This window comes from Stenotrophomonas sp. 28608_Sma (assembly GCF_056486185.1).
In genome coordinates, this window is sequence record NZ_CM151308.1 from 2,550,278 (window position 1) to 2,574,784 (window position 24,507).

Here is a 24,507-nt window from a genome sequence, read left to right on the forward strand (position 1 = left end):
CACTCTAAGCGGAGCGACGGTGAAGAGCGCCCGAAGAAAACGTTCGCGGAGCGTGGGTGCCGGGGGCACGCGGCAAGCAGACAAGCATGGGCTGGGCTCCACAGCTCGGGCGCGGCTCACGGAGTATGATGCCGCCTTCCCCGAACTGCCGTGATTGCAGCGGGCGCGCTCCTGCGAGGTACGCGTCGGCGCCGCTGAGACACCCCGCCCGATGCTCGTTTCCTACTCCTCTTTCCTCATCTGGGCGGCCGTGGCCGTTGCCACCGTCGGCCTGCTGTTCCGGCCGTTCCGCATTCCGGAATATGTGTGGGCACTGGGGGCTGCCCTTCTGCTTCCACTGCTGGGAGCGGTGTCGTTCGGCAGGACCTTGCACGCGGTGGCCGAGGGCCGCGATGTCTATCTGTTCCTGGTCGGCATGATGGTGCTGGCCGAGCTGGCCCGGCGCGAGGGCCTGTTCGACTGGCTGGCGCTGTACGCGGTCCGCCACGCAGGCGGCTCGGGACGACGCCTGTTCGACCTGGTGTTCCTGGTCGGCACGTTGGTGACCGTGTTTCTTTCCAACGATGCCACGGCGGTGGTGCTGACCCCGGCGGTCTACGCAGCCTGCAAGGCGGCCCGTGCCAACCCCCTGCCCTATCTGTTCGTCTGTGCGTTCATCGCCAATGCGGCCAGCTTCGTGCTGCCCATTTCCAACCCGGCCAACCTGGTGGTGTACGGCCAGCACATGCCGCCCTTGATGCAGTGGCTGGCACAGTTCGCGCTGCCGTCACTGGCCGCGATCGGCGCCACCTATCTGGTGTTGCGCTGGGTGCATCGGCGCGAGATCGCGCAGCCGCTGGTGGCGGCGCCGGCGCATCGCCCGCTGACCGAAGGTGGCCGGCTGAGCGCGCTGGGCGTGTTGTTCACCGGCACCGTGCTGCTGGTGACGTCCGCACTGAACGGTCCGCTCGGCCTGGCCACGTTCTGCGCAGGCACGCTGAGCGTGGCAGTGGTGGCGATGCGCCAGCGGCGCAGTCCGTTGCCGCTGCTGCGCCATGTGTCATGGGGCGTACTGCCGCTGGTGGCCGGCCTGTTCGTGCTGGTGGAAGCGGTAGCACAGACCGGTGTCATCCAGACGGCGGCCAGCGCGCTGCAGGCCGTGGCGCAGGCATCACCGCACCAGGCCAGCTGGCTGGCCGGTGGCGCGGCGGCGTTGCTGAGCAACGTGGCCAACAATCTGCCGGTCGGCCTCGCCGTAGGCTCGCTGGGCCAGATGGCCGACCTGCCGGCACAGACGCGCGCCGCATTGCTGGTCGGCGTGGACCTGGGCCCCAACCTGTCGGTGACCGGCTCATTGGCCACGATGCTGTGGCTGGTGGCGCTGCGCCGCGAGGGCGAGCATGTCAGCGCGCTCGACTTCCTGCGCGTCGGTGCGCTGGTGATGCCGCCTGCGCTGATCGGGGCGCTGTTGCTGCTCTAGTCGGGCGCTGCCGGGCGCCACCCGGACTATGGGGTCTCGCTTGCAGCAATCTTCCCGACCAGGGCATCGATCGCCGCTTCCATGGCATGCGCGGTCTGGTCGCCACTCTGGTTGGTGATCACGAAGATGCCCAGATCGTGCTCCGGCATGATGTAGATGTAGCACTGTGAGCGCGGTACGCCACCGTGGTGGGCATAGTAGACGCCCTTCTGGCGATCGCCGGCGACGATGTTCCAGAAGTAGCCGATGCTGAACTCGTCGTCGAATCTGGCCAGGGCGCGATGCGATTGCTTTACCACCGGCCCATTGGCCAGTTGGAACTGAAGGTACTTCACCATGTCCGGGACGGTTGCTTTGACGTTGCCGGAAGCGCCCCATGGCAACTGTGGCATCGGCGTGGTCGGTACGGGATTGTCGCTGTGATAGCCGGCCGCCAACCGCGGCGCTTCGGCATCATCCAGCCTGATCCGGAGGCCGGTCATCGCCGCGGAGTCGCTGAAGAAGCCACGCAGCAGTGACGCGTAGTCGGTCTTGTAGGCCACCTCCAGAACATGCGCCGCCAGCTCGGTCCCTGCGCTGGAGTAGGCGTACTCCTTGCCTGGCATCCGCGGGATCTGTACGGCGTGCAGGTCCCGGAGGAAATCCGTCTTGCCGTAGTGCGCGTAGAGCGCATTGAGTTCGCCCGGCGTGCGGTGATCGGTAAAGTCCTCCAGTACCGTGTTCGCGCGCTCCGGCAGCATGTTCGGCAGGCCACTGGTGTGCGACAGCAGGTGGCGGACGCGGATGGGTTGGCCCTGGTACTGCAGGTTGGGATAGTCGCCCTGCAGGTACGTGCGAACGTCATCCTCCAGGCCCACCCTGCCTTCCAGCACCGCATTGGCCATCAAGGTGCCGGCCAGCGTCTTGCTCAGTGAGCCGATCTCATAGAGCGTGGCATCGGACGGCGCGCCGGCTGTACCGGCCACCATATCGCCGCGATGGCGGATGAAGGTCCTGCCCCGGTACACCACGCCAATGGAGGCCGAGTGCAGCAAGGGCTGCTCGATCAGGGTCTCCGCAACCTCGTCGATCTCTGCCCCCGGTTCCTTCGATGGCGCCTTCCCGCCCGTGCATCCGGCACCAAGGAGTACGACGGACACGACGAAGGCATGAAACCAACGTCTGTTTCGAACGGTCATCGAAGTGGCTTCCATGCGTTGGCGCTTGAAGGGCGATCAGGAAAGAGCGCTCACGATAGCCGATTGTCGAGACGAACACGCTGGCTGCGGAGCGCCTCCTGGCCCTAAGCATCGCCCCCGAGATCAATCACCCGGTCAGTCGGGCTCACGATGCCTCGCCGATGGGTGATGGCCACCACGGTTACATCGTTCGCCAGTGCGCGGATATGGTCCATGATCTCGCGTTCGGTGGCCTCATCCAGCGCGGAGCTTGCCTCGTCCAGAAACAGGATCGCCGGCTCGCCATACAGTGCACGGGCAATCGCGATGCGTTGGCGTTCCCCGCCGGACAACTTCAGGCCCCGCTCGCCCACCGTGGTTTCCAGCCCCTCGGGCAGCGCCTCGATCAACGGCAGGATCGCAGCCTTGCGTGCGGCATGCCGCAGCCGATCATCATCACGCGCGCGCCCGAGCAGGATGTTGTCGGCCAGGCTTTCGTTGAGCAGGATGACATCCTGCGGAACCACCGCGACAGCGGCATGCCAGGCCGCACGGTCGATCCAGGACAGGTCAAGGCCATCGACCAGGATCCGGCCACGCTGGGGATCGATCGATTTCAGGGCGAGCTTGAACAGCGTCGACTTCCCTGCCCCGGTCGGCCCGATCAGGAAATTGATGCCGCCACGTTCGGCCTCGAAGGACACATCGCTTACCCCGCGACCGTTGCCATAGCGGTGGCTGACTTGCTGGAACGCCAGGCGACCGCTTTCCCCGGCGAAGCGCTGGGCATCGGCTGCCTGCTGCTCCTCGGGCGCCGCCCACAAGGTGGAAAGCGGAGCCAGCATGCTCCACGAGCGCGCGACGTCATCGATCGAACGGGCGATCATCTCGAACGGCATGTTGAGCTGGAGCAGCAGCAGATTGAACAGGACGATGTCGCCGACGCTCAGACCGCCGCTCTGGTAGCGCGGCAGCAACAGATGGAAGGTAACGATGAACTCGACCGCCAGGCCGATGCCCAGCAGCGCAATGAAGCCGATCCGCTGCAGTACGTAGGCGCGCCAGCTGTCGCGCACCTCCTGGGCCTTCTGCTCGAAGCGCTGCACCATCCAGGCGCTGCCGCCGAACTGGCGCAGCGTCTCCATGGCATTCATGGCATTGCCGACGAAGCGCGCGTTCTGCTGGCCGGCCTCGACCGCAGCTTCGCGATGGATGCGTGCGCGCCGGGTAGCGATGGCGGAAAGCGTGACGGCTACTGTGCCGTAGGCCAGCACGATGGCCACCACCTGCAGGTTGATCAACGCACCCAACGTTATCAGCGTCAGCAGGATCTGCAGCGCGCTGGGAATGAAGGCCACCAGCCCCAACTGCACCACGATCTTCAGCGCGCCACGGCCCTTCTCCCCTGCAACCTGCAGCTCGGCGGCGTTGTACTCCAGGAAGAAGCTGTTGGTCTTCTTCAGCAGACGGGCGAAGTAGCGGGTACTGGTGATGAAGCCAAGATTCTCGCCGCTGAGGAACGACAGGTACTGCACGGTGTTCTGCAGGGCGCTGCCAGCGCCAAGCATGACCGCATACAGCAGGAAGCCGCCCGCGAGAGCGCCGACCCCGTCGATGGGCAACCGGTCGATCAGGCGCGAGAAAAGGTACGGCGCAGCAACGCTGGCCAGGCTGGACAGCACGACACTGCCGGCGATGAGCAGCAGCAGCCTGCGGTCAGCCTTCCAGTACGCGCCCAGGATTTCAGCGACGGGCGGCGGAACAGCAGTCTTCTTCATCGGCCTTGTTCCGGCGTGGACTCCACCCTTGAATGATATGCTATAACATATCCATTCAGGAGCGACGTCGCCACGTCGCAGGCCACTTTCGGATGGGATCGATGGACCGGGGAATGACGAACGTATCCGCTGCCATGCCACGCGCGCTCATGGCCCTCAGCATTGCCGCTGCACTGTTGGCCAGCGTGCCTGCGATCGCCCAGAACCCCGGCGATGCCCGGCGTTCGCGGGCCGCAGGCGCAGCGCCCGAGGCGCCGACCGCCACCCTCGACAAGGTGCTGGTGGTAGGCAGCAACATCCGCGATGCCATTGGCGGCGGCGCATCCCCGATCATCGTGATCGACAAGGAGGCCATCGACCGCACCGGCGTGGCCACCGTGCAGCAGCTGTTCGAGAAACTGCCGCAGAACTTCGGCGGTGGCGCCAATGGTGCCAACGTCGCCAACCTTGGCGTCGACCGCGATACCGGCAACAACTTCGGCCAGGGCACCGCCATCAACCTGCGCGGTCTGGGAACCGGCACCACGTTGACCCTGATCAACGGCCACCGCGTGACCTCGTCGAACCGCTACCAGTACGTGGATGTCTCGCTGATACCGCTGAGTGCGGTGGAACGCGTGGAGATCCTCACCGATGGTGCCTCGGCCATCTATGGCACCGATGCGGTCGGCGGTGTAGTCAACATCATCCTGCGCCGCGACTTCACCGGGTATGAGACCGCTGTGCGCTACGGCGCCGTGACCACCGGCGGCATGGAGGAATACCAGGCCTCGCAGTCGGCAGGCTGGTCGTGGGATGGTGGCCATGTGCTGGCCAGCTACGAGTTCCTGAAGCAGAGCAACCTGCCGGCGGTGGACAAGGATTTCTCGAAGAACGTGCGGGTCAAGCCGTACGACCTCTACCCCGGTTCGAAGCGCCACAGCCTGTACGTGGACGGCGTGCAGCAGCTCAGCGATGTGCTGACCCTGAACGTGACCGGCTCGTTCGCCAAGCGCGAGATGGACACCACCATTTCCGGCACGGCCGACGAAACCCGGTTGTTCCCGCATACGCGCCAGTTCGACCTGTTCGCGGGACTCACCCTGGATCTTCCACGCGGGTGGCAGGCGCGCCTGAATTCCGGGTTCGGCAGGAGCGATGTGTCCTATCAGCGCACCACCATCACCGGCAGTTCGGCCAGTACGGCGCCACCGACCGATACGAACTCCGAATCGCGTTACCTGGACCTGGTCGCCGACGGTGAGCTGTTCAGCCTGCCCGCCGGTGGGGTTCGCGCGGCATTCGGCGCGGGCTATCGCCGCGATGGCTATGAACTGATCGATCACCGCGGCCTGGAAAAGCCACTCGACCTGCAGCGTACCGTGAGGTCCGCTTTTGCCGAGCTCAACGTTCCGCTGCTGAAGGATCTGCCGGGCGTGCGCAGCCTGTCCCTGACCGCCGCAGCGCGCTATGACGACTACAGCGATTTCGGTTCCACGCTGAACCCCAAGCTCGGCCTGCTGTGGGAGGCGACCCAGGGGCTTTCGTTCCGTACCAGCTATGGTCGTTCCTACCGGGCGCCGGTGTACCAGGACATGCAGTTGAACAACACCGTGGTGGTGGCGAACGTGCCCAATCCGAGCGCAGCCAACGGCAACACCATCCTGATGATGCTCTCCAATGGCAATCCCGATCTGGGCCCCGAACGGGCCAAGACCTGGACCGGCGGTTTCTCGTTCGCGCCGCCGTCGCTGCCGGGGCTCAAGATCGATGCGAACTACTACCACATCGAATACGCCGACCGTATCGGCAGCGGCTTCGGCGGCAGCTTCCCGTCGCTGTTCCTGCAGTCCACCGCACCTTACGCAGACATCCTGACCACCAATCCCACGCAGCAGCAGATCCAGCAGGCACGCCAGCTGGGCGTATCGGGGCTGGGCCTGTTCGTCTCGCGCGTGGGGCCGTATGCGTTGCCGCCAGGCATGGACGAAACCAACAGCCAGGTGATCCTCGACAACCGCTTCCGCAACAACGCCTTCACCCGGCAGCGTGGTGTCGACTTCAGCGGATCCTATGGCTTCGATGCCGGCCAGACCCACATCGGGCTGAACCTGGCCGGGCAGTACATCATCGAGTCGAAGCGGCGCGTGACCAGTACGTCGCCCGAGGTGGATGCGGTGAATTCGGTTTACTACCCGGTGGACCTCAAGATGCGCGTTGGCATCGCGCTGAGCCGGCAGCAGGCCGCGGCGGGGATCTTCGTGAACTACGTGGACAGTTATCGCGACCCCGCCAATGTCGCCCGGCCCCACGTCAGCTCCTGGACGACCGTAGATCTGAACCTCGCCTACCACTTCGGTGCATCGGCGGACCCGCAGCGTGGCACCTCGCTTGCGTTCAACGTGCAGAACCTGCTCGACCGGGATCCGCCGTTCATCGTCAACAGCATCAACACCGGCTATGACCCCACCAATGCAACAGCGCTGGGTCGCTTCCTGTCCATGACGCTGACGCACCGCTGGTAAGCCGCCATGCGCACCGAAGCCCCTGCCCTGTCCCGGTCCGTCATGGCCATCCAGCAGGCGTTTGCTGTTGCGGCAACCCAGCTCACGTTGATGTGGCGCGAGCGGCGCGTGCTGTGGCTCGCCCTTGCCCTGTTGCTGATTGCGGGAGCATCGGTGCTCGGTGGTGCTGCACGCCTGACCCTGCAGGCGCAGGAGCGCCAGGCAATGAGCGAGGAAGAGGCGCGGCTCTGGGACAGCCAGGGCACAATCGACCCGCATAGCGCCGCACATGTGGGGCGTGCCGTTGCTGCCCCGGTGCGGCCACTGGCTGCACTGGACCCGGGGCTGACGGACTACCTGGGAACCTCGGTGTTCATCGAAGGCCACGCGCAGAACCCGGCCCGGCACCGTGCCGTGGATGGTGGCACCGCACTCAGCCGCTTCGAGGGCTTCTCTGCGGCGTGGGCGCTGCAGGTGGTGGCGCCGCTGCTGATCATCCTCGCCGGGTTCGCCACACTGTCCGGCGATGTGGCCCGCGAGACGCTGCGCCAGGAACTCGGCACCGGTGCCTCGGCCGGCGTGCTGATCTGTGGACGCTTGATTGCCCTGGCGGCCGCCTCGCTGCTGCTGGTGCTGGCCATGCTGCTGATCAGTCTTCCGGGGCTGTCCATCCAGTACGGCGACGCCACGGATCTTGCCGCCCTGCTCGCACTGGCGGCCGCCTACCTGCTCTATCTGCTGGTGTTCTGTGCACTTACCGTGGGGGTGTCGGCACTTGCCGGCTCGGCAAGGACGTCACTGGTCGTGCTGCTCGGCTTCTGGGTGGTGTCCACGCTGCTGCTGCCGAGGGTGGCGCCTGCGGTTGCCGAATCCCTGTACCCGACCCCTTCGGCACCGGCGTTCAGGACCGGCGTGACCGAAGAAGCGGAGAACGGCGCGGATGGCCATGACCCGGCCGACAAACGCCTTGATGCCCTGCGCACGGGGTTGATGGCGCGCTACCGGGTCGACAGCGTTGACGACCTGCCGCTGAACTTCCGCGGTGTGGCGCTTGAGTTTGCCGAGGCCAACTCGACGCGCGTCTACAACCGCCATTTCGATCGCCTGCATGCCACCTACCAGCAGCAGGACGCCACCCAGCGCCTGTTTGGCCTTGCCTCGCCGACGCTGGCGCTGCAGTCCTGGTCGCGCGCCTTCTCCGGCACGGATTTCCCGGCGCATCTGGCGTTCCTGCGCGGCGTGGAGGACTACCGTTATCGGTTGATCCAGGCACTCAACCAGGAAGTGAAACTGCACAAGGCACCACAAGGCGGGAAGCATGTGGCCGACATCGCCGGCATCACCCGTTCAGTGCACTACCGGCCGCCGCAACAGACCCTGGCCGGTACCGCTACCGCGCAGCGCGGAAATCTCGTCATTCTGCTGGTCTGGCTGATGCTGGGTTGCGTGGTGGTGCTCATCTCCGCTCGGAAGCTGGGGAGATCGCCATGAACGTTGTGTCGATTGCCCGCTATGAGATCCGCCGATTGCTGCGCGATCGAGCGCTGCCGGTGCTGCTTGTCCTGCTGCTCGGGCTGGGTGCCTACGCCGCGTGGAACGGCCGCGCGTGGGTGGACCAGCGCGAGGCGGCCATCGCCCTGATCAAGCAGGAAGAACAACAGACGAAGGAACGCAGCCGGGCATTCGTCGGCAAGGCGCCCTCGGTGCTGCCCCGCGCCCAGCCGGTGCTGGCGCCCGCCGCCATGGCAACGCTGTCGATCGGCCAGGCAGACGACTACCCCTACACCGCCGATGTGGTCGCGCTGGGCGATCCGACCCTGATGCTCAAGCACGTCTGGGCCGACATCGGCAATCCAGCGGCACGGGCTGCGGGACGGTTCGACCTCGCCTTCGTCATCGTCTTCCTGCTGCCGCTGGTCATTCTCGTGGCCACCCACGATCTGTGGTCACGTGAGCGCGAGCGCGGCATCGCGGCGCTGGTGCTGTCACAGCCGGTGTCGGCAACGCGTCTGCTGGTGGTCAAGGTGCTGGCCCGTGGCCTGATGGTGCTGCTGCCCGCACTGGCCATCCTCCTTGCGGTGACGATCGGGGCCGGCGCGCGCAGTCCTGCGGGCCTGGCCATGCTGGCCCTGACCGTCCTCCTGTACGGCGCGTTCTGGCTGGCCCTTGCACTGCTGATCGGCTGCCTTGCCCGGCGCACCACCGAGGCGGCCATCGCCGCCGGCGCGCTGTGGCTGCTGATCGTGGTCATGGCGCCGTCGCTGGCGCTGGCCACGGTGAATCTGATCGCGCCGCCGCCGTCACAGATGCAGTTCGCCACCGAAGTAAAGGCGATGCAGTCCGACATCGCCACGCGCCAGCGGCGCGAGCATGCGACGTCGGCGCCAGTGAATTTGCCGCCCCCCGTCATCTCCGACACTGTGCGCCAGGCCTACGCCGATCGGGTTGCAGCTGACCGGGAACTGGAACGTCTGATCGCCTCGCATGCGCAGGCCGAGGCCGCACATCGCCAGGTTCTGGACAAGGTGCGGCTGCTGCTGCCGGCCGTCGTGACACAGGACGCGCTCGACCGCATCGCAGGCTCGGATGCCGACCGCGCGCTCGACTTCCAGGGGCAGGTCCACTCCTTCTGGCAGGCGCGGCGGCTGTTGCACAAGGCCTATCTGGATCGTGACGCGCCGCAGACCTTCGAAGAGTACGACACCCTGCCCCGCTTCCAGTTCCACGAAACAGCCGGCGTCGCCCAACGTGGTGTCCTGGCCGATCTCGCCGCACTGATCATTGCCACCCTGCTTGTCCTGCTTGCAGCCGGTGCATTGCGCAGCCGGCTGGCAACGCCCTGAGGAGACGTCCGCATGCTGTCTGCAAAAAGCCTGGTCATGGAACACGGTGCACATCGGGCGCTGGATGACGTCAGCTTCGAGGTGAAGCCCGGCGAGATCTTCTGCCTGCTGGGCGCCAACGGAGCCGGCAAGTCGACCACCATCAAGCTGTTCCTTGGCTTTCTGAAACCCACCTCCGGTGCGGCCGAAGTGGACGGTCTCAGTGCGCACCAGCAGCCGCAGGAGGTACGCCGGCGGCTGCTGTACATCCCCGAGACCGTGGCGCTGTACGACGAGCTGACCGGCTACGAGAATCTGGACTACTTCGCCCGCCTGGCCGGTGTCGAGGAGCGCTCGCCGGCGCGGCTGAAGGACGCGCTCAGATCGGCCGGGCTGGCGACCGACGCATTCGGGCGACGCGTGGGCCTTTATTCCAAGGGCATGCGGCAGAAGGTCGGCATCGCACTGGCCATCGTCAAGGAAGCCAGGGCTCTGTTGCTGGATGAACCCACCTCGGGCCTGGACCCTACGGCGTCAGCCGAATTCCATGAGTTGATCGTGCGGGAACGCGATCGCGGCACAGCGATCCTGATGGCCACCCACGATCTGTTCCGTGCCCGTGAGGTGGCGACCACGATCGGCCTGATGCGGGCCGGCCGCCTGCGCAGAACGCTTGATGCCAGCACGATCACCGCGAACGATCTTGAGAGCCTGTACCTGGAAGAAATGAGCCGCAGCGCCTAGGCCACGGCGGCCGCCTGCGCGCCACGTTGGCCGGACCAGCGCCGCAGCCACGCTTCGATGTTGATCTGCGGGCCGAAGATGCCGAGCACCTGCGACGAGTGGTCCGGGCCGACCTGCTGGATGCCGGCATCGGCCAGCGCGCTGTCGAGATAGCCGCGCCTGGCCAGCATTCCATCGACCAGAAGATTCCTGATGAACTGCTGGTGCCCCTGGGTGACCGCCACGGAGTGATCATCCAGATAGGATTTCACCTTCCGCGACAGCAGCACCTCCGGCAACAGGCCTTTCATTGCACGCCGCGCGATGGTGCGGTCTTCCGCGTCCGCGATGAGCAGGTGCAGCGGAATGCGCGCGAACAGTTCGACAAGCGGCTGCGCACTGATCGGCGATACGCCATGCCAGTGGCCTGCACCTTCGAGGGGATCAAGGACGCTGGTCGGAAACACCATGCGGCCGATATGGGCCAGCTTGTAGGGTGATACGCGATGCCCCTGCGCCTGCGCATGCCGCAACCAGGCCGGCTGCATGCCATTCTGTTCGGCGCGGTCCACCCGCACCCATGGGCAGGGCTTGCCCCAACGGCCATTGATGCTGCCTGGCCGCTTGAGCAGACCATGGACCATCGCATCCTTCAGCACCCCGTACAGTCAATCGCCGGACTGCGCGGTTTCGAAGGCGACGCGGAAGAAATCCCGGTCGATGCCGCGCCGCCAGGCGTAGTCGATCGCAGCGGCATTGCCCTTGAAACGCAGGAACACCGCATCACCGCCAACGCCGGTGAACTGCACGGTGTCACCGTCGAAGGCCACGTCACGGCGGTGGAGAAGATAGCCGGAACAATGCGCCGGCCGGGCTGTACGCGGGAAGGTCATGATCTCTTCCAGCGCGCAGTGAGGTTGCCTTCGATACTCGATGTACTCGCAACGCCTGCCCGAGGAATCACTGGCCCCTTGCACTGCCATCCGCGCGAACAGCCGCTCGTCGGCACCGATGCCATCATCGTAGTGGTGGACACACGTCACCTCCGGTGCCGACGGCGCCTGCAACAGGCCGGCCAGGATGATCGAGGAATCCAGCCCGCCCGACAGCTGCAGCTGGATGCGCCGGTGCGGGCTGGCCAGTGCACCGATGCAGCCCAGCAGCGTGGAACGCGCCAGCGACACGGCTTCCTGAAGATCTTCGATCGGCGCGTCGCGGGCCAGCCGCACCACGTCCCACTGGCAGTGCCGGCCCACCGGCTCTCCATCGCGGATTGAAACCGCTTCACCCGCTTCGACCGCCGTGACCTCCTCGAAGCCGGTCTGCAGGCCATCACGAAACGGGTACAGCAGCGAGTACGACAGGAAGGACCAGTCAACGCTGAATTCGCGCAGACCCAGCATCAGGCAGTCTTCCATGTTGGAGAAGACCAGCGTCAACTGGCCCACCGTGGTCATATAGCACGGGATCTCCGCAGTGGGATCGCGCAGGACGAACCAGCTCGACGTTTCCTGCTGGAAGCCGAACGCCACGTAGCGGCCCCAGTAGTGTTCTACGATGCTGCGGCCCTGGCTGCTGCAGGCGTCGTCCGCTGTTTCGGCATCCAGGTTAGCGCACCCAGGCACGGTGCCTGCGCCGAAATCCTTGTGGAACAGCTTGCCGAGTACTACCAGGGAGTTCGCACGGCGGCATTCGAAATAGCCGTGGTTGTCACTCTGCGCATGGATCGCTGCGCCATTGCCGTTCATCACGCAGGCGATGCCGGGCAGCCTGGCGCCGATCCTTTCCACGATCCGTTCCGCCTGCGCTGTCGCGGATTCCGAGTGGGTGTTCCAGAGCACGGCGAGGTATCGGTACATGGCAGGTTTCGTTACAGCACCAGGATGGGAACCATCCGGCGCAGGTTGAAGGGAATGTCGGTCAGCACCTGATCGCCATACTGCAGCCAGCAATGCGCGGCGAACGGCTGGGTTCTGACGGCGAACACCCAGGCCGGAACGATGCCGTAGTTCGACAGGAATCCGCGCATCGCCAGGCAGTAGAGAAAGCACTCATCGGTTTTCCTGAAGGCCAGGGGTCGAAGCCAGTCGAACACCCGCACCCGCAGGGCCAGTTCTTCAGCGCTTACCGGCCGGCTGTGGCCGCGATCCGCCCGACGGCGCACGGCCGACACCGTGGAACTGAAAGGAAGGAACGTTCTGCTGCAGGCGGCATGGGCGCACGAGGCGATGAATCGACGCAGGTCGCGCGCCATGATGGGCGGACGGCCTCGCGGCGCGCCTTCGCGCGCCCAGTACCGAGGCAGCGCAATGGCAGGGCTGGCAGCGGATTTCCCCTGCTGCGGATCCGCGGTGATCAAGCGGCGGTCGATCAAGGCCTGCAGAAGCCTTGGCGTGCTTGCGTCATCGGCCTGCAGGGGCCAATCGAGAACGAGCTTGCCAAGGCCTGCGGCGCCGCGTTTTTCGAGGGAAAGATACTTTCCCGTGGCCTGGTCCAGAATCACCATCGCATCGCCGGTGACACAGACGTGGGCGTGCTTTGACAGGAAATACGGGGCGGCAGCCTGCTCCATCATGCGCTCCTGCGCCGGAACCGGAGAAGCGGTGCATGCAGGGCATGCACCGCAGATGCGACATTGCGCGGTAGATCAGGGCGACGTGGTCGGGAACACGCCATCCCACAACGTGCCGTGGTTGTGCGCCTTCGTTTCCGAAACCACCGAGCCCAGCTCGATCAGTTCGCCACCCATGCCCTGATCCTCAGGGTTCTGCTGTCCTGCCACTACACCCAGCTCAATCAGCTCGTTCATGAACATCTCCTATCGTCAGTGGATGTACCCGCGCATTGCGTTGGATCGCGTTGCATTGGATACGGAGCAGCCAAGCCACCATCGCCGCGACATTGCAGGGCGATTGCCGCCAAGGCACCCAAATGTTACGATATAACATATTATTTTGGCGTGACGAATGACGCCAGTGGCCCGTTGTCGATAGGACCTACGAGAGGCGAGAGGGATGAGCAGCGAGATCAGAGACGACGGCCTGGATCCCACGCTTCTGCTGAAAGGGATGTTTCCCTTGCCGAAGCTCATCCGTTTCGTACGGGAGCGTTGCCCACCGGGACGCTTCGACGAGGCTGCGCTGGTGGAGGAATGGCGGACGGCACGTGCCGAGGTGCCCAAGTTACAGCAGGAGGAAGCCGGTGAGGCCGAAGCCATCAATGTCCATGCGTTGCCGGATGAGATGCTGCCGCTGGCTGAGCAGGCGCTGCGACAACCCTCGATGCACCGGATGACGAGTGTTCTGCCACGCAGTTGGCAGATGGTCGAGATCGATCGACTGGTGATCTTCCAGGAGTGCATCAACCTGCGTCACATCGATCAGTTGGCGGCATCCCTGACCGCCTCGCCCAGCGCGCAGGAGGTCATGCACCTTGTCGCGCGCAGCGGCAGCCATGCACATCCGGAAGTGCGCTTCACCCAGTCCGATGGCAGCTACACCTTCGCGTCCACCTCGAACGACCTGCGCTTCCTCGATGTGGCGACCCTCGATCCGGCTGCCATCGCCGACTACGAGCCGTTCGGCGCAGCCAGCCACGCCGTCGTCATCTATCTGGGTTTCAGTGACAACCTGATCAGCGCCACCCGGTTCGGCAGGCGCATTGTGCTGACCAATGGCTCCCATCGCCTGTACCTGCTGCGCCGGCTCGGGTTCCGCCATGCGCCCTGCCTCGTCACCGATGCCTCCGACAGCGACCTCAGCGAGGTTCTGCTGCCGGCGGCGGTCAAGCAGGATCGCGGGTTCTACCTGTCTTCCCCGCGTCCGCCGCTGTTCAAGGACTATGTCGATCCCCGCCTGACCTGCGTCGTGCCGGTCACCCGCAAGCACTACGCCCTGCGGGCCACGCTCGACCTGCAGAGGATCGCGGTTCCGGCGCTGTAATCCTGGGCCGAACCCTCCCTTCCCTGGGGCCACGTCGACAGAGATGGCCGGATTGGTGAATCACCTGGCGGAACTGTCGAATGACGGTCTCCGGCCCGCCGAATACGCTTCCCCTCCTCGGTTCCAGAGGATGCCCGCATGAATGACACCGCCCCCGCCACTGAAGCAACACACAGCAGTCTGCCCATCATTCACGTCCTGATGGGATTCATCTGCGTCTGGCACCGACATGAACCCGGGCAGGCCCGTGATGAGGAGTGAGGCACGCTGTGGCGCCCGGCCGACCAGGGTTGCGCAGGTGCAGGCGTGACCAAGGCGGTTGCCGGGCGCAATGACGTGGGCGCCGATTACCCGGATCGGGTCGCGCAGACGGTCATGGTGTTCGAACTGGACCCGATCCCGGATGCGTGGGAAATGGACTTTCATTCGCATCGGAAAGCGCAGCTGCTGGTGGCCACGCATGGCCTGATCACGCTAGAGTCGCCAGCCGGCCTGTGGGTGGTGCCGCCGCAGGGGGCGATCTGGATTCCCGGCGGGTTGACCCACCGCGCCAGCAGCAGCGGAAAACCCCATGGGTTCGTCGTGTTCATTGATCCCGAGGCGGTTCCGGGATTGCCAGCCCACTGCTTCGCGATGGCGATCACCCCGTTCATGCATGCCCTGCTGCAACGCACCGCACGCCTGCCGCTGCAGTACGAGGACGGCAGCGCCCATGCCCGGCTGATGACCGTGCTGCTGGATGAGCTTGCTGCGGCGCCGCCGGAGTGGCTTCACCTGCCCATGCCTTCCGAGCCGCGACTGCGCACCCTGGCCAATGCCATGCTGGCTGCACCGGCCGAGCGCGAAACGCTCGACCTGTGGGCCGGCCGGATTGGAATGAGCGAGCGCAACATGTCCCGCCTGTTCTGCGCTGAAACCGGATTGAGCGTGAGGCGCTGGCGGCGGCAGATGCATGTGATGGTTGCCCTGCCGATGCTGGCAAGGGGCAGGACGGTGCAGTCCATTGCCGATGACCTTGGCTACGACAGCGCTGGCGCCTTCGTGACCATGTTCCGCAAGGCGGTCGGCGCCCCGCCCAAGCGCTTCCTCGCCGAACGCGGGGCCTGGCTGCAGGCGCCCGACGCAGGCGATCAACCGCGGGCGTGGCCCGCCTGCGGTTGATCGTGCGCCCGGCGGCTGGCAAGGGCACGCCCAGGCTGCGCCCGGGCGCAGCGATCACTCAGCGCTGCTGATCCTTCAGGAACAACCACGTGATCAGCGTGGCATCCGGTCCCTTCGGGTCGGTGAACGGCAGGCCGGACTGGCTGCCGCTCCAGGCATGGCCCATGCCCTGCACAACATAGTGCTGCACCAGCGTCCTGCCACCGTAGGCGTAGGTATCCACCGTATACGCACGTCCACCCGGCACCTGGCCGTGATAGGTGCTGGTCGGCAGGTACTTCACCGAGTCGTTGTCCAGGCCGTCGTCGGCCAGATCATTGGTCTGCAGGAACTGGCGCACCGCCTGCTGGCCGTTCACCGGATTGACGGTGAGATCGGCGCTGCCATGGAACACCAGCACCGGCAGCGGTCGCGGCGACGGCGATCCCGAGCACTGCCAGGCCAGACGGCCATTGCTGTCCGGCGAATAGATGCTGCCGGCCAGCAACGCATAGGCGCTACCGGAAATCGTGGTCGCACCCTTGAACATGCCACCGGAATGGATGGCGCCGGCAGCGAACACATCCGAATAGCAGGCCAGCATGATCGAGGTCATCGCGCCGCCCGCGGAAATGCCGGTGACATAGACCCGGTGCGGATCCACGCTGTAGCCCGCTTTCACCTTGTCCACGATGCCGGCCAGGATCGATGCTTCGCCGCTGTCGCGGGCCTGGTTGATCGGCAGCTGCCAGTTCCAGCAGCGGGCCGGATTGGAGGTGACGTTCTGCCGGGGGTAGACCACGATGAACCCCTCCGTGTCGGCCACATCATTGAAGCCTGACGCCTCGCCCATCAGGTTCGGCCCGGTCACACAGCCATGCAGCACCAGCAGCAGCGGCAGCGGCCGGCTGTCGTCATAGCCGGCCGGCACCCATACCTGGTACTCGCGGGCGCCGAACAGATTGCCGTACAGGCCGATATCCCAATGCCCGGCCGGGCCAGCGGCAAGCGCGCTGCCCGCCATCGCCAGCCAGCTGCACAACACCAGCAGTACCGCCTTGATCGAATCGATTCCGGATTTCATGACCTGATCCTCGTGCGTGAGTCGTGGATGAAGGAGTACCGGGGACCGCTTCCGGTTGGGGGCGCGCCCAGTATCCGCATCCACCGGCCGCTGCCGACTGGACCTAGGTCCACTCGCTGCTGGCCGATGACACCGCTAGCCTTGGCTGCAGGGGTGGCAATGGGCCATCCGCACGCTCATGCCTGGGGGAGGACCGAATGAAACGGAATTGTTTGAGTCTCATGATCGGCGCGCTGCTGGCCACGGGGCCGGTACTGGCACAGGAATCACCGACGGCAGGCAGATCCGCTTCGCCGACCAACCTGGACAGCATCAAGGTTACCGCGCGCAAGCGTGAGGAAACCTTGCAGGAAGTGCCGGTGGCAGTCACCGCCTTTACCTCCGAGGCGCTGGACAAGATGAATGTCCAGGACATCAGCGACCTGGACGCGCAGGTGCCCAACCTGACCATCTACGCGGCGCGCGGCGCCAGCAGCACGGTCACCGCCTACATCCGCGGCATCGGCCAGTCCGATCCCACCTGGGGCGCCGATCCGGGTGTAGGCATCTACCTGGATGACGTCTACATCGCACGCCCGCAGGGTGCGCTGCTGGATGTGTTCGATGTCTCGCGCATCGAGGTGCTGCGCGGCCCGCAGGGCACGCTCTACGGCAAGAACACCATCGGCGGCGCGATCAAGTACATCTCGCGCGGCCTGCCCACCCAGACCGAGGGCTTCGCCCAGATCACCGTGGGCAACTACAGCCAGCTGGATGCGAAGGCGGCCATCGGCGGCCCGATTGGCGGCGCCGACAGTGGCCTGCGCGCCCGTGTGGCGGTGGCCAGCATGAACCACGACGGGTTTGGCGAGAACACCTTCAACGGCCAGCCGGTCAGTGACAAGCAGATCAATGCGGCACGCCTGAACCTGGGCGCGTACGCGGGCGATGACTTCGACGTGCAGTTCGCACTGGACTGGATCGACGACCAGTCCGGCATGCGCGGCTCGAAGATGCTGGCGCCCAATCCGTTCCTGCGCGCCTATCCACCGATGGACAGCCGCTACGACATCCGCTCGGGCATGCGCAACCTCAACAACGTGGAGAGCAAGGGTGCCTCGGCCACGGTGAACTGGCGGCCGAACGACGACATTGCACTGAAGTACGTGGTCGCCAAGCGTGAATCGGACAGCGAGGCCAACATCGACTTCGATACCGCGCCGGTCAAGCTGGCCGACGTGGGTGGCACCTATCACGACGACCAGGTCAGCAACGAAGTGCAATTGAACTACGATGCCGGCGGCCGGGTGCGCGGTGTGGTCGGCCTGTACCAGTTCAGTGGCGAGGCTGGCGGCCAGATCCAGAACAACTACTTCAGTGCGCAGTTCGCCGACAACCAGGGCAAGGTGTTGACCGACAGCATCGCGCTGTACGCGGACTGGACCTTCGACCTGACCAGCAAACTCAAGCTGGATGTAGGCGCCCGTTACACCGACGAGGACAAGCGCGCGATCGTGCTGAACCGCCTGTACGCCGACCCGGCCTTCAGCCGCCCGGTGGCGGTGACCGCGGACTTCGACAAGAAGACCAACTTCAAGAACGTCTCGCCCAAGGTCTCGCTGGACTACCAGATCACTCCGGACATCATGGTCTACGGCCTGGCCACGCGTGGCTTCAAGTCCGGTGGCTACAACATCCGCGCCAACGCGGTGGCCGTGCCGCGCTCGGCCGAACCGTTCGATGACGAGACCGTGGACAGCTACGAGGTCGGCAGCAAGATGGCCTTCCTCGACCAGCGCCTGTTCCTCAATCTGTCGGCCTTCTACAACAAGTACAAGGACATCCAGCTATCGGTCTTCACCGGCCTGGATACCAATGGTGATGGCATCGACGATTCCTTCTTCGGCGATTTCACCAATGCCGGCGCGGGTACCGTCAAGGGCCTGGAGGTCGAGTACCAGTACCTGCCCAGCCAGCACTGGCTGATCTCCGGCAACCTGGCCTGGCTGGACACCAAGTACGACGAGTACATGGATCGTGGCGTCAATGTCGCCAGGCAGATGAAGTTCACCAACGCGCCGGAGTTCTCGGGCGCGTTCAACGTGGAGTACCGCACCGACCTGGCCAATGGCAGCAACCTGTCGGCACGAGTGAGCTACAGCTACCAGAGCGAGGTGTGGCCGACCACCGACCTGAGCCCGGTGATCCGCCAGCAGGGTTACGGGCTGGTCAATGCCGGCGTCATCTGGCGCCTGGATGATGCGTGGACCTTCTCGCTGCAGGGCACCAACCTGGCCGACAAGGAATACCGCACCACCGGCTACAACATCCCGGCGGTCGGCACGCTGATTGGCTTCTATGGTCCGCCACGCCAATATAGCCTCAGCGTCCGTTACGATTTCTAGCGCATCCGTTACGATCTCCAGGAAGCTTCTGCATGACGCAGTCTTACGACGACCTGTACTGGAACAGCAATGATGGGTTGCGCCTGCACGCGCGCGACCATGCACCCGATGCGGGGCAGGCAGCGCGTGGCACGGTGGTCTGCATTCCCGGGCTGACCCGCAATGGCGCCGATTTCGATGCGCTTGCCGATGTGCTCACCGCCGAGGGCTGGCGCGTGATCGCGGTCGACCTGCGCGGTCGCGCAGGCTCGGAACGCGCATATGACCCGTCCAGCTACAACCCGCGTGCCTATGCGGATGACATGGTTGCGCTGCTGCGCTCGCAGAACATCGCCAAGGCGGTATTCGTCGGCACCTCGCTGGGCGTGCTGGTGACCATCACCCTCGCCTCGCGCGCGCCCGAGCGGATCGCGGGCGCAGTGCTCAACGATGCCGGCCCCAAGGTGCCGCGTGAGGCGCTGGCACGGATCGGCAAGTACGCCGGCAAGCCGGTGCCGCCGATGGACCTGGTGCAGGCCACCGCTTACGTGGAATCCATCGGCAAGGCCGCGTTCCCTCGCTTCAGTACCGACGACTGGCGGCAGATGGCGGTGCGCACCTTCCGCCCGCGCAGCGATGGGCTGCTGGAGCTGGATTACGATCCGGCCGTGATCCGAACGACACGTCCCTGGCTGCTGTGGTTGCTGCGGCCAGTGCTGTGGCGTGCGGTTCGTGGGCTGAGCGCACGGGTGCCGGTACTGGTGGTGCGCGGTGCGCTGTCCGACATCCTGCCGGCCGATGTCGCGCGGCAGATGGCGGCCACCTCGGAAAGTGCCCGCCTGGTGGAAGTGCCGGATGTGGGACACGCTCCGATGCTGTCCGAGCCAGAGGCACGTGACGCGATCCTGACCTTGCTGGAGCGTGTGGCGTGAGTGCGGAGAGCAATCTGCCTCCCGCGCTGCAGGCGTTGCAGCAGTGGGCGGCCAGCGAGCGGGTGAGTGGCGTGACCCACGTGGACCAGGCGCGCATCGATGCCTTTGCCGACGCCACCGGCGACCACAACTGGATCCACGTCGATCCCGGCCGCGCGCAGGCGCAGCTGCCGGGCGGGCAGACCATCGCGCATGGTTTCCTGCTGCTCTCGCTCACCGTGCAGGACGATGTGGCCGCCCTCGCTGGCTTCCCCGGCATCGACCACGTGCTCAACTACGGCTTGAACAAGGTCCGCTTCCTGGCACCGGTGCCGAGCGGGTCCGGGGTGCGGGTACGCTCGCAGCTGGTGTCACTGGACGCACGCCAGCCCGGCCAGTGGCTGCTGACCCAGCGCAAGGCCGTCGAACGGGTTGCCGATGGCGCGCTGGCACTGGTCGCTGAGCAGCTGTCACTGATCGTGGTCGCCCCCTAGCACCACCCTGCCCGGTTCTCTCCCTACACTGGAGCGATGTTGACGCCCTCCATCGTCCTCTTCGCCTGCATTGCATGGACCGCACTGCTGTTTGGCGTCGCGCTCTGGGGCGAACGCCGGGGGCATCGGCTGTCGAAGGCATGGCCGCTCATCTATGCGCTGTCGCTTGCGGTGCACTGCACCGCGTGGACCTACTACGGCGCCGCCTCGCAGGGCCTGCAATGGGGCTTCCCGATTCCACCCACCCTGGCCGGCATGGCGTTGATCTTTGCCTTCGGCCTGCCGTTCCTGCTCCGCCTGGGGCGGCTGGCCAAGCAGCACAACAGTGCCACCATCGCCGATCTGGTCGTCGCACGACTGCGTGCCGATCGCGGCCTCGGCTTCACCATCACGCTGGTGGCACTGTTCGGCATCATTCCCTACATCGCCCTGCAGTTGAAGGCTGTCAGCCAGGGCTTGGGCGCCCTGCTGGGCGATCGTTTCGCGCCTGCTGCCGCGCAGCTGGACATGTCGTTCTGGTTCGCGTTGACGATGGCCGCGTTCACCCTGCTGTTCGGTGCACGCAAGGCATCGGCCACCGAGCCCAATCGTGGCATCGTGGTCGCGCTGGGGCTGGAGTCGGTATTGAAGCTGGTGGCGCTGCTCGCCATTGGCCTCTATGCGGCGCTGTCGGTGCGCCAGGCGGGCACGCCGCTGCTGGAAAAGATGGCACAGCTACCGCCGCCGGCCATCATGCCGGACTATCTCACCATGGTCGCGCTGGGCGCGATCTCCGCGTTTACCCTGCCGCACCAGTTCCATGTCGGTGTGGTCGAGCTGCGCCAGACCTCGGACCTGAGGACGGCGCGCTGGATGTTCCCGGTCTACCTGCTGCTGATCGGGCTGCCGTCGGTGCCGATGGCGCTGGCCGGTGCCGCGCAGCTGCCCGCATCGGTGTCACCTGACCTGTACGTGCTGGCGCTGCCGCAGGCCGGTGGCCACCACCTGCTGGCGCTGCTGGCCTACCTGGGCAGCCTGAGCGCCGCCACCGGCATGATGATCCTGTCCGGGCTGACCCTGTCGATCATGCTCGGCAACCATGGCTTCGGCTCACGGTTGCTGGACGGCATTGCCGGCGGTGCCGCGGCAGCCGACCTGCGTCCACGCGTGCTGGCCTTCCGCCGTGCCGGCATCCTCGCCGTGTTCCTGATGGCGTGGCTGTACAGCCGGGCGATGAGTGACACCGAGGCACTCAGCGATTTCGGCCTGATGTCCTTCACCGCCCTCTCGCAGCTGGCGCCGGCGGTCCTGCTGGCGGTGTATCGCCCGCGCACGCCCTCCCCGGCCATCATCGCCGGCATCGTGCTGGGGTCGCTGGCCTGGTTGTGGCTGGTACTGCTGCCGATGGTGATCCCTGCCACGCCCCCCGCCTCGGGGCCCGATGACCTGCACTGGCTGTCCGTGGTCTCGCTGCGCCTGCAATCGGGCCATATCGCCATCAGCATGGGCGCCAGTCTGGCGGTCAACCTGCTGACGGTTGCGCTGGTGTCGCGCGCGGTGCGTCCCTCGTTGCCGCGACGACGGGATGCGGTGGCGGCAGCCTCGCTGCGCAGGACGGCCGGACGCTTCCTCGGCCAGGAGCGGGCCCGGCAACTGATGGATGGGCATGCCGGGCAGCTGCTGGACGACGACCGGGTCATCACCATCGAACGCGAACTGAGCGCCGTGGTCGGCGCGGGCATGGCGCGCCTGCTGGTGGAGGCCGCTCGCGATGGCGGTGCCGCGCCCTTGGATGCGGTAACCCGTGCTGTAGGCGAAGCCACCCAGGCGCTGCGCTTCAACCAGCGCCTGCTGGAAGCGGCGCTGGAAAACATGAGCCAGGGCATCAGCGTGGTCGACGCGCAGCTGCAGCTGGTGGCCTGGAACAGCCGCTACGCCGCGTTGTTCAAGTTTCCGCCCGAGTTGCTGCAGGTCGGGCAGCCGGTGGTCAATCTGACAGCGTGGGCGCTGGCCGAACTGAAGATCGGCGACGGCCCTGGTGACACTCGCGACAAGGCTTTGCAGCGTCGCGTCGCACACATGCGGCGTGGCACGCCGCATCTGTCCGAACGGATCTTCCCCGACAACACCATCGTCGAGATCCGTGGCAATCCGATGCCCGGCGGTGGCTACGTGGCCACCTTCACCGACGTCACCGCCTTCCGGCGTGCCGAGGAAGCGCTCAAGCGCAGCAACGAAACCCTCGAGCGCCGCGTGCAGGACCGCACCGCACGGCTGGAACGGGCAGTGCACGAAGCCGAGCGCGCGAACGCGGCGAAAACCCGCTTCCTGACGGCGGTCGGCCATGACCTCATCCAGCCCCTGCATGCGGCCCAGCTGCTGACCGAGGCGATGTCGCAGCACATCGAATCCGAGTTCCTCGACAGTTTCCTGCGGCAGATCCGCGGCGCACTGGATTCCACCGATGACCTGCTGTCCGGCCTGCTCGATATCTCGCGACTGGAAGCCGGTGGGTTGGTGGCCGATCCACGCCCGTTCGCGCTGTCGACGGTGCTCGATCCGCTCGCGCAGGAGTTCGCGGTACTGGCGGCGGCGCGCGGCCTGCAGTTCCGCCATGTACGGAGCCAGGCCTGGGTCCATAGCGACCCCCTGCTGCTGCGCCGGGTGCTGCAGAACTTCCTGGCCAATGCCATTCGTTACACCCGCCATGGCGGTGTGTTGCTCGGTGTGCGCCGCCAGGGACAGGCACTGCTGATCGGTGTGCATGACACCGGCCCCGGCATTGCTCCGGAGCAGCAGGCGGTGGTGTTCGAGGAATTCCACCGGGTCGATCGCAGCAACGGCCAGGGACTGGGCCTGGGCTTGACCATCGCGCACCGCATCGCCGACCTGCTGCACGCACCCCTGCACCTGCGCAGCGTGCCCGAGCACGGCTCGGCCTTCTCGATCAGCGTGCAACGCGCAGCACCCCCTGCCACCCCGCGCAGCTCGCCGCCGGCGGCCGGCAGTAGCGCGCTCAAGGGAGTCCGCGTGCTGGTGGTTGACAACGACCCGGACGCATTGGAGGCGATGCGGCAGCTGCTGCTTTCCTGGGGTTGCGATGTCATCGCGGCAGGCCAAGCCGATGACATCGGACCGTCAGCGCACGAGGCGGCGCTGTGGTTGTTCGACTATCACCTGGATGATGGCGATACCGGTGTTGCGCTGTGGAAGCGGCTGGTAGGCATGCATGGGCCGCGTCCGACGGTGATCCTCAGTGCGGATGCCGGCAGCGATACGCGCGAGGCGGTGCGCGGCGTTGGGCTGTCCCTGCTCAACAAGCCGTTCAAACCGTTGGCGCTGCGCTGGGCGATCAACCACCTGCTGGCGGCCAGCACCACGCCCTGACCGGTCAGGACTCAGGCAGTTCTTCGATCTGCCGGGACGGATCGGCCAATCCCATTTCGTGCAGCACGCGGATGGCCTGCGCACGGTTGCGCACGCCCAGCCGCTCCATGATGCGTGTCATGTGCGCCTTGACCGTGCGCAGCTGTACGCCCAGCCGGTCGGCAATCTGCTTGTTGAGCAGGCCCTCGGCCACCAGGCCCAGCACCTTGTACTGATGTGCCGACAGGCTGGCCAGGCGTGCGGCCAGGTCGGCATCCCTGCTGAACGTCGCCACCCGTGCCACCGGTTCGCGCAGCAGCGCCGGGATCCAGCGCTCGCCCTCCAGCACGGACTGCAGCGCGGACTGCAGCTCGTTCAAACCCGAGCTCTTGGGCAGATAGCCCGCGGCGCCAAGGTCGATGGCACGCCGGATGACCTGCGGCTCCTCGTTGGCGGAGACGATGATGATCGCCAGGCCCGGCTGCAACGCACGGATCGTGGCCAGCCCGGCCAGTCCGTGGTTGCCCGGCATGTGCAGGTCCAGCAGCATCAGATCGATCGACTGGTTCTCGATCACCTCCAGCACGCTGTCCAGCGAATCAGCTTCGCTGATCTGCAGATCGGCGACCGCCTCTTCCGCCGCGCGATGCAGTGCCGCGCGGAACAAGGGGTGATCGTCGGCGATGAGCAGGGTGGGCATGTCCTGGCGAGATTATCAAATCGGGTGCGCGCGGGAACAGGTACCTAGGTACGCTGGTGCAGCAGGAAGGGCTTGCTAGTGTGGTGCGGAGAAGGCCGGCGACCGCA

The 24,507-nt window shown here is 65.8% G+C and carries 20 protein-coding genes; 12 read left to right on the top strand and 8 right to left on the bottom strand.

Features of this window, described 5'->3' with window-relative positions; genetic code table 11:
• The first annotated feature begins 211 nt into the window (after window positions 1-211).
• Complete coding sequence (locus tag ACZLHH_RS12045; RefSeq protein ID WP_180844286.1) at window positions 212-1,459, top strand: arsenic transporter; 1,248 nt, start codon at window positions 212-214, stop codon at window positions 1,457-1,459.
• Between the two features lie 26 nt (window positions 1,460-1,485).
• On the opposite strand, the gene ACZLHH_RS12050 is transcribed toward ACZLHH_RS12045, so the two are convergent.
• Together ACZLHH_RS12050 and ACZLHH_RS12055 are read right to left on the bottom strand one after the other, a co-directional pair.
• On the bottom strand, window positions 1,486-2,637 hold the full coding sequence (locus ACZLHH_RS12050; RefSeq protein WP_258014031.1) for a serine hydrolase domain-containing protein: 1,152 nt from the start codon (window positions 2,635-2,637) through the stop codon (window positions 1,486-1,488).
• A gap of 104 nt (window positions 2,638-2,741) precedes the next feature.
• On the bottom strand, window positions 2,742-4,394 hold the full coding sequence (locus tag ACZLHH_RS12055) for an ABC transporter ATP-binding protein (protein WP_180844288.1): 1,653 nt from the start codon (window positions 4,392-4,394) through the stop codon (window positions 2,742-2,744).
• 113 nt (window positions 4,395-4,507) lie between these two features.
• Between ACZLHH_RS12055 and ACZLHH_RS12060 the strand changes: the two genes are divergently transcribed.
• The 4 genes from ACZLHH_RS12060 to ACZLHH_RS12075 are packed head-to-tail and all read left to right on the top strand — an operon-like array spanning window position 4,508 to window position 10,443.
• Window positions 4,508-6,898, top strand: coding sequence for a TonB-dependent receptor plug domain-containing protein (locus tag ACZLHH_RS12060; RefSeq protein ID WP_258014032.1), 2,391 nt, complete (start codon window positions 4,508-4,510; stop codon window positions 6,896-6,898).
• Window positions 6,899-6,904: 6 nt separating this feature from the next.
• Window positions 6,905-8,368: a DUF3526 domain-containing protein gene (locus ACZLHH_RS12065; RefSeq protein ID WP_180844290.1), complete on the top strand. Its 1,464-nt coding sequence runs from the start codon at window positions 6,905-6,907 to the stop codon at window positions 8,366-8,368.
• A complete protein-coding gene (locus ACZLHH_RS12070; protein ID WP_180844291.1) occupies window positions 8,365-9,720 on the top strand; it encodes an ABC transporter permease subunit in 1,356 nt (451 codons plus the stop codon). The genes ACZLHH_RS12065 and ACZLHH_RS12070 overlap by 4 nt, the downstream gene beginning before the upstream one ends.
• Window positions 9,721-9,732: 12 nt before the next feature.
• Entirely contained in the window at window positions 9,733-10,443 is a 711-nt protein-coding gene (locus ACZLHH_RS12075; RefSeq protein WP_100468543.1) for an ABC transporter ATP-binding protein, read from the top strand.
• Here ACZLHH_RS12075 and ACZLHH_RS12080 read toward each other — a convergent pair.
• The 4 genes from ACZLHH_RS12080 to ACZLHH_RS12095 form a co-directional block, all read right to left on the bottom strand.
• Entirely contained in the window at window positions 10,440-11,066 is a 627-nt protein-coding gene (locus ACZLHH_RS12080) for an asparagine synthase C-terminal domain-containing protein (RefSeq protein WP_258014033.1), read from the bottom strand. The genes ACZLHH_RS12075 and ACZLHH_RS12080 overlap by 4 nt on opposite strands.
• Before the next feature lie 24 nt (window positions 11,067-11,090).
• Window positions 11,091-12,281 (bottom strand): asparagine synthetase B family protein, encoded by a 1,191-nt coding sequence (locus tag ACZLHH_RS12085; protein ID WP_258014034.1) that lies wholly within the window; start codon window positions 12,279-12,281, stop codon window positions 11,091-11,093.
• 11 nt (window positions 12,282-12,292) lie between these two features.
• The gene (locus ACZLHH_RS12090) at window positions 12,293-12,994 is read right to left on the bottom strand and encodes a lasso peptide biosynthesis B2 protein (protein ID WP_180844292.1); all 702 of its coding nucleotides are present in this window, start codon (window positions 12,992-12,994) and stop codon (window positions 12,293-12,295) included.
• 75 nt (window positions 12,995-13,069) lie between these two features.
• On the bottom strand, window positions 13,070-13,231 hold the full coding sequence (locus tag ACZLHH_RS12095; protein WP_162292259.1) for a hypothetical protein: 162 nt from the start codon (window positions 13,229-13,231) through the stop codon (window positions 13,070-13,072).
• A gap of 259 nt (window positions 13,232-13,490) precedes the next feature.
• Here ACZLHH_RS12095 and ACZLHH_RS12100 point away from each other — a divergent pair, with 259 nt between their 5' ends.
• The 3 genes from ACZLHH_RS12100 to ACZLHH_RS12110 all read left to right on the top strand — a co-directional run bounded on the left by ACZLHH_RS12100 (window position 13,491) and on the right by ACZLHH_RS12110 (window position 15,524).
• Window positions 13,491-14,363 carry a hypothetical protein gene (locus tag ACZLHH_RS12100; protein ID WP_440977600.1) on the top strand — a complete coding sequence of 291 codons (873 nt, stop codon included), beginning with the start codon at window positions 13,491-13,493 and terminating at the stop codon, window positions 14,361-14,363.
• Window positions 14,364-14,501: 138 nt separating this feature from the next.
• A complete protein-coding gene (locus tag ACZLHH_RS12105; protein ID WP_256200927.1) occupies window positions 14,502-14,624 on the top strand; it encodes a hypothetical protein in 123 nt (40 codons plus the stop codon).
• A 45-nt stretch (window positions 14,625-14,669) separates the two neighbouring features.
• Window positions 14,670-15,524 (top strand): AraC family transcriptional regulator, encoded by an 855-nt coding sequence (locus ACZLHH_RS12110; RefSeq protein ID WP_180844294.1) that lies wholly within the window; start codon window positions 14,670-14,672, stop codon window positions 15,522-15,524.
• A gap of 58 nt (window positions 15,525-15,582) precedes the next feature.
• On the opposite strand, the gene ACZLHH_RS12115 is transcribed toward ACZLHH_RS12110, so the two are convergent.
• Window positions 15,583-16,587 carry an extracellular catalytic domain type 1 short-chain-length polyhydroxyalkanoate depolymerase gene (locus ACZLHH_RS12115; protein ID WP_180844295.1) on the bottom strand — a complete coding sequence of 335 codons (1,005 nt, stop codon included), beginning with the start codon at window positions 16,585-16,587 and terminating at the stop codon, window positions 15,583-15,585.
• 197 nt (window positions 16,588-16,784) lie between these two features.
• Here ACZLHH_RS12115 and ACZLHH_RS12120 point away from each other — a divergent pair, with 197 nt between their 5' ends.
• Genes ACZLHH_RS12120 through ACZLHH_RS12135 form a run of 4 tightly spaced genes read left to right on the top strand, consistent with a single transcriptional unit; the run spans window position 16,785 to window position 23,721 of the window.
• Complete coding sequence (locus ACZLHH_RS12120; protein WP_258014035.1) at window positions 16,785-18,971, top strand: TonB-dependent receptor; 2,187 nt, start codon at window positions 16,785-16,787, stop codon at window positions 18,969-18,971.
• A gap of 32 nt (window positions 18,972-19,003) precedes the next feature.
• Entirely contained in the window at window positions 19,004-19,882 is an 879-nt protein-coding gene (locus ACZLHH_RS12125) for an alpha/beta fold hydrolase (RefSeq protein WP_180844296.1), read from the top strand.
• Entirely contained in the window at window positions 19,879-20,355 is a 477-nt protein-coding gene (locus ACZLHH_RS12130; protein ID WP_180844297.1) for a MaoC family dehydratase, read from the top strand. The genes ACZLHH_RS12125 and ACZLHH_RS12130 overlap by 4 nt, the downstream gene beginning before the upstream one ends.
• A 36-nt stretch (window positions 20,356-20,391) precedes the next feature.
• The gene (locus ACZLHH_RS12135) at window positions 20,392-23,721 is read left to right on the top strand and encodes a hybrid sensor histidine kinase/response regulator (protein ID WP_180844298.1); all 3,330 of its coding nucleotides are present in this window, start codon (window positions 20,392-20,394) and stop codon (window positions 23,719-23,721) included.
• A gap of 4 nt (window positions 23,722-23,725) precedes the next feature.
• On the opposite strand, the gene ACZLHH_RS12140 is transcribed toward ACZLHH_RS12135, so the two are convergent.
• Window positions 23,726-24,400, bottom strand: a complete 675-nt coding sequence (locus ACZLHH_RS12140; protein WP_107431944.1) for a response regulator transcription factor — start codon at window positions 24,398-24,400, stop codon at window positions 23,726-23,728.
• Window positions 24,401-24,507 lie beyond the last annotated feature (107 nt).

Bases quoted from the DNA above. Each gene is read 5' to 3' on its own strand.
- ACZLHH_RS12045 (WP_180844286.1), top strand. From the start codon at position 212: ATGCTCGTTTCCTACTCCTCTTTCCTCATCTGGGCGGCCGTGGCCGTT.
- ACZLHH_RS12050 (WP_258014031.1), bottom strand. From the start codon at position 2,637: ATGACCGTTCGAAACAGACGTTGGTTTCATGCCTTCGTCGTGTCCGTC.
- ACZLHH_RS12055 (WP_180844288.1), bottom strand. From the start codon at position 4,394: ATGAAGAAGACTGCTGTTCCGCCGCCCGTCGCTGAAATCCTGGGCGCG.
- ACZLHH_RS12060 (WP_258014032.1), top strand. From the start codon at position 4,508: ATGACGAACGTATCCGCTGCCATGCCACGCGCGCTCATGGCCCTCAGC.
- ACZLHH_RS12065 (WP_180844290.1), top strand. From the start codon at position 6,905: ATGCGCACCGAAGCCCCTGCCCTGTCCCGGTCCGTCATGGCCATCCAG.
- ACZLHH_RS12070 (WP_180844291.1), top strand. From the start codon at position 8,365: ATGAACGTTGTGTCGATTGCCCGCTATGAGATCCGCCGATTGCTGCGC.
- ACZLHH_RS12075 (WP_100468543.1), top strand. From the start codon at position 9,733: ATGCTGTCTGCAAAAAGCCTGGTCATGGAACACGGTGCACATCGGGCG.
- ACZLHH_RS12080 (WP_258014033.1), bottom strand. From the start codon at position 11,066: ATGGTCCATGGTCTGCTCAAGCGGCCAGGCAGCATCAATGGCCGTTGG.
- ACZLHH_RS12085 (WP_258014034.1), bottom strand. From the start codon at position 12,281: ATGTACCGATACCTCGCCGTGCTCTGGAACACCCACTCGGAATCCGCG.
- ACZLHH_RS12090 (WP_180844292.1), bottom strand. From the start codon at position 12,994: ATGGAGCAGGCTGCCGCCCCGTATTTCCTGTCAAAGCACGCCCACGTC.
- ACZLHH_RS12095 (WP_162292259.1), bottom strand. From the start codon at position 13,231: ATGAACGAGCTGATTGAGCTGGGTGTAGTGGCAGGACAGCAGAACCCT.
- ACZLHH_RS12100 (WP_440977600.1), top strand. From the start codon at position 13,491: ATGTTTCCCTTGCCGAAGCTCATCCGTTTCGTACGGGAGCGTTGCCCA.
- ACZLHH_RS12105 (WP_256200927.1), top strand. From the start codon at position 14,502: ATGAATGACACCGCCCCCGCCACTGAAGCAACACACAGCAGTCTGCCC.
- ACZLHH_RS12115 (WP_180844295.1), bottom strand. From the start codon at position 16,587: ATGAAATCCGGAATCGATTCGATCAAGGCGGTACTGCTGGTGTTGTGC.
- ACZLHH_RS12120 (WP_258014035.1), top strand. From the start codon at position 16,785: ATGAAACGGAATTGTTTGAGTCTCATGATCGGCGCGCTGCTGGCCACG.
- ACZLHH_RS12125 (WP_180844296.1), top strand. From the start codon at position 19,004: ATGACGCAGTCTTACGACGACCTGTACTGGAACAGCAATGATGGGTTG.
- ACZLHH_RS12135 (WP_180844298.1), top strand. From the start codon at position 20,392: ATGTTGACGCCCTCCATCGTCCTCTTCGCCTGCATTGCATGGACCGCA.
- ACZLHH_RS12140 (WP_107431944.1), bottom strand. From the start codon at position 24,400: ATGCCCACCCTGCTCATCGCCGACGATCACCCCTTGTTCCGCGCGGCA.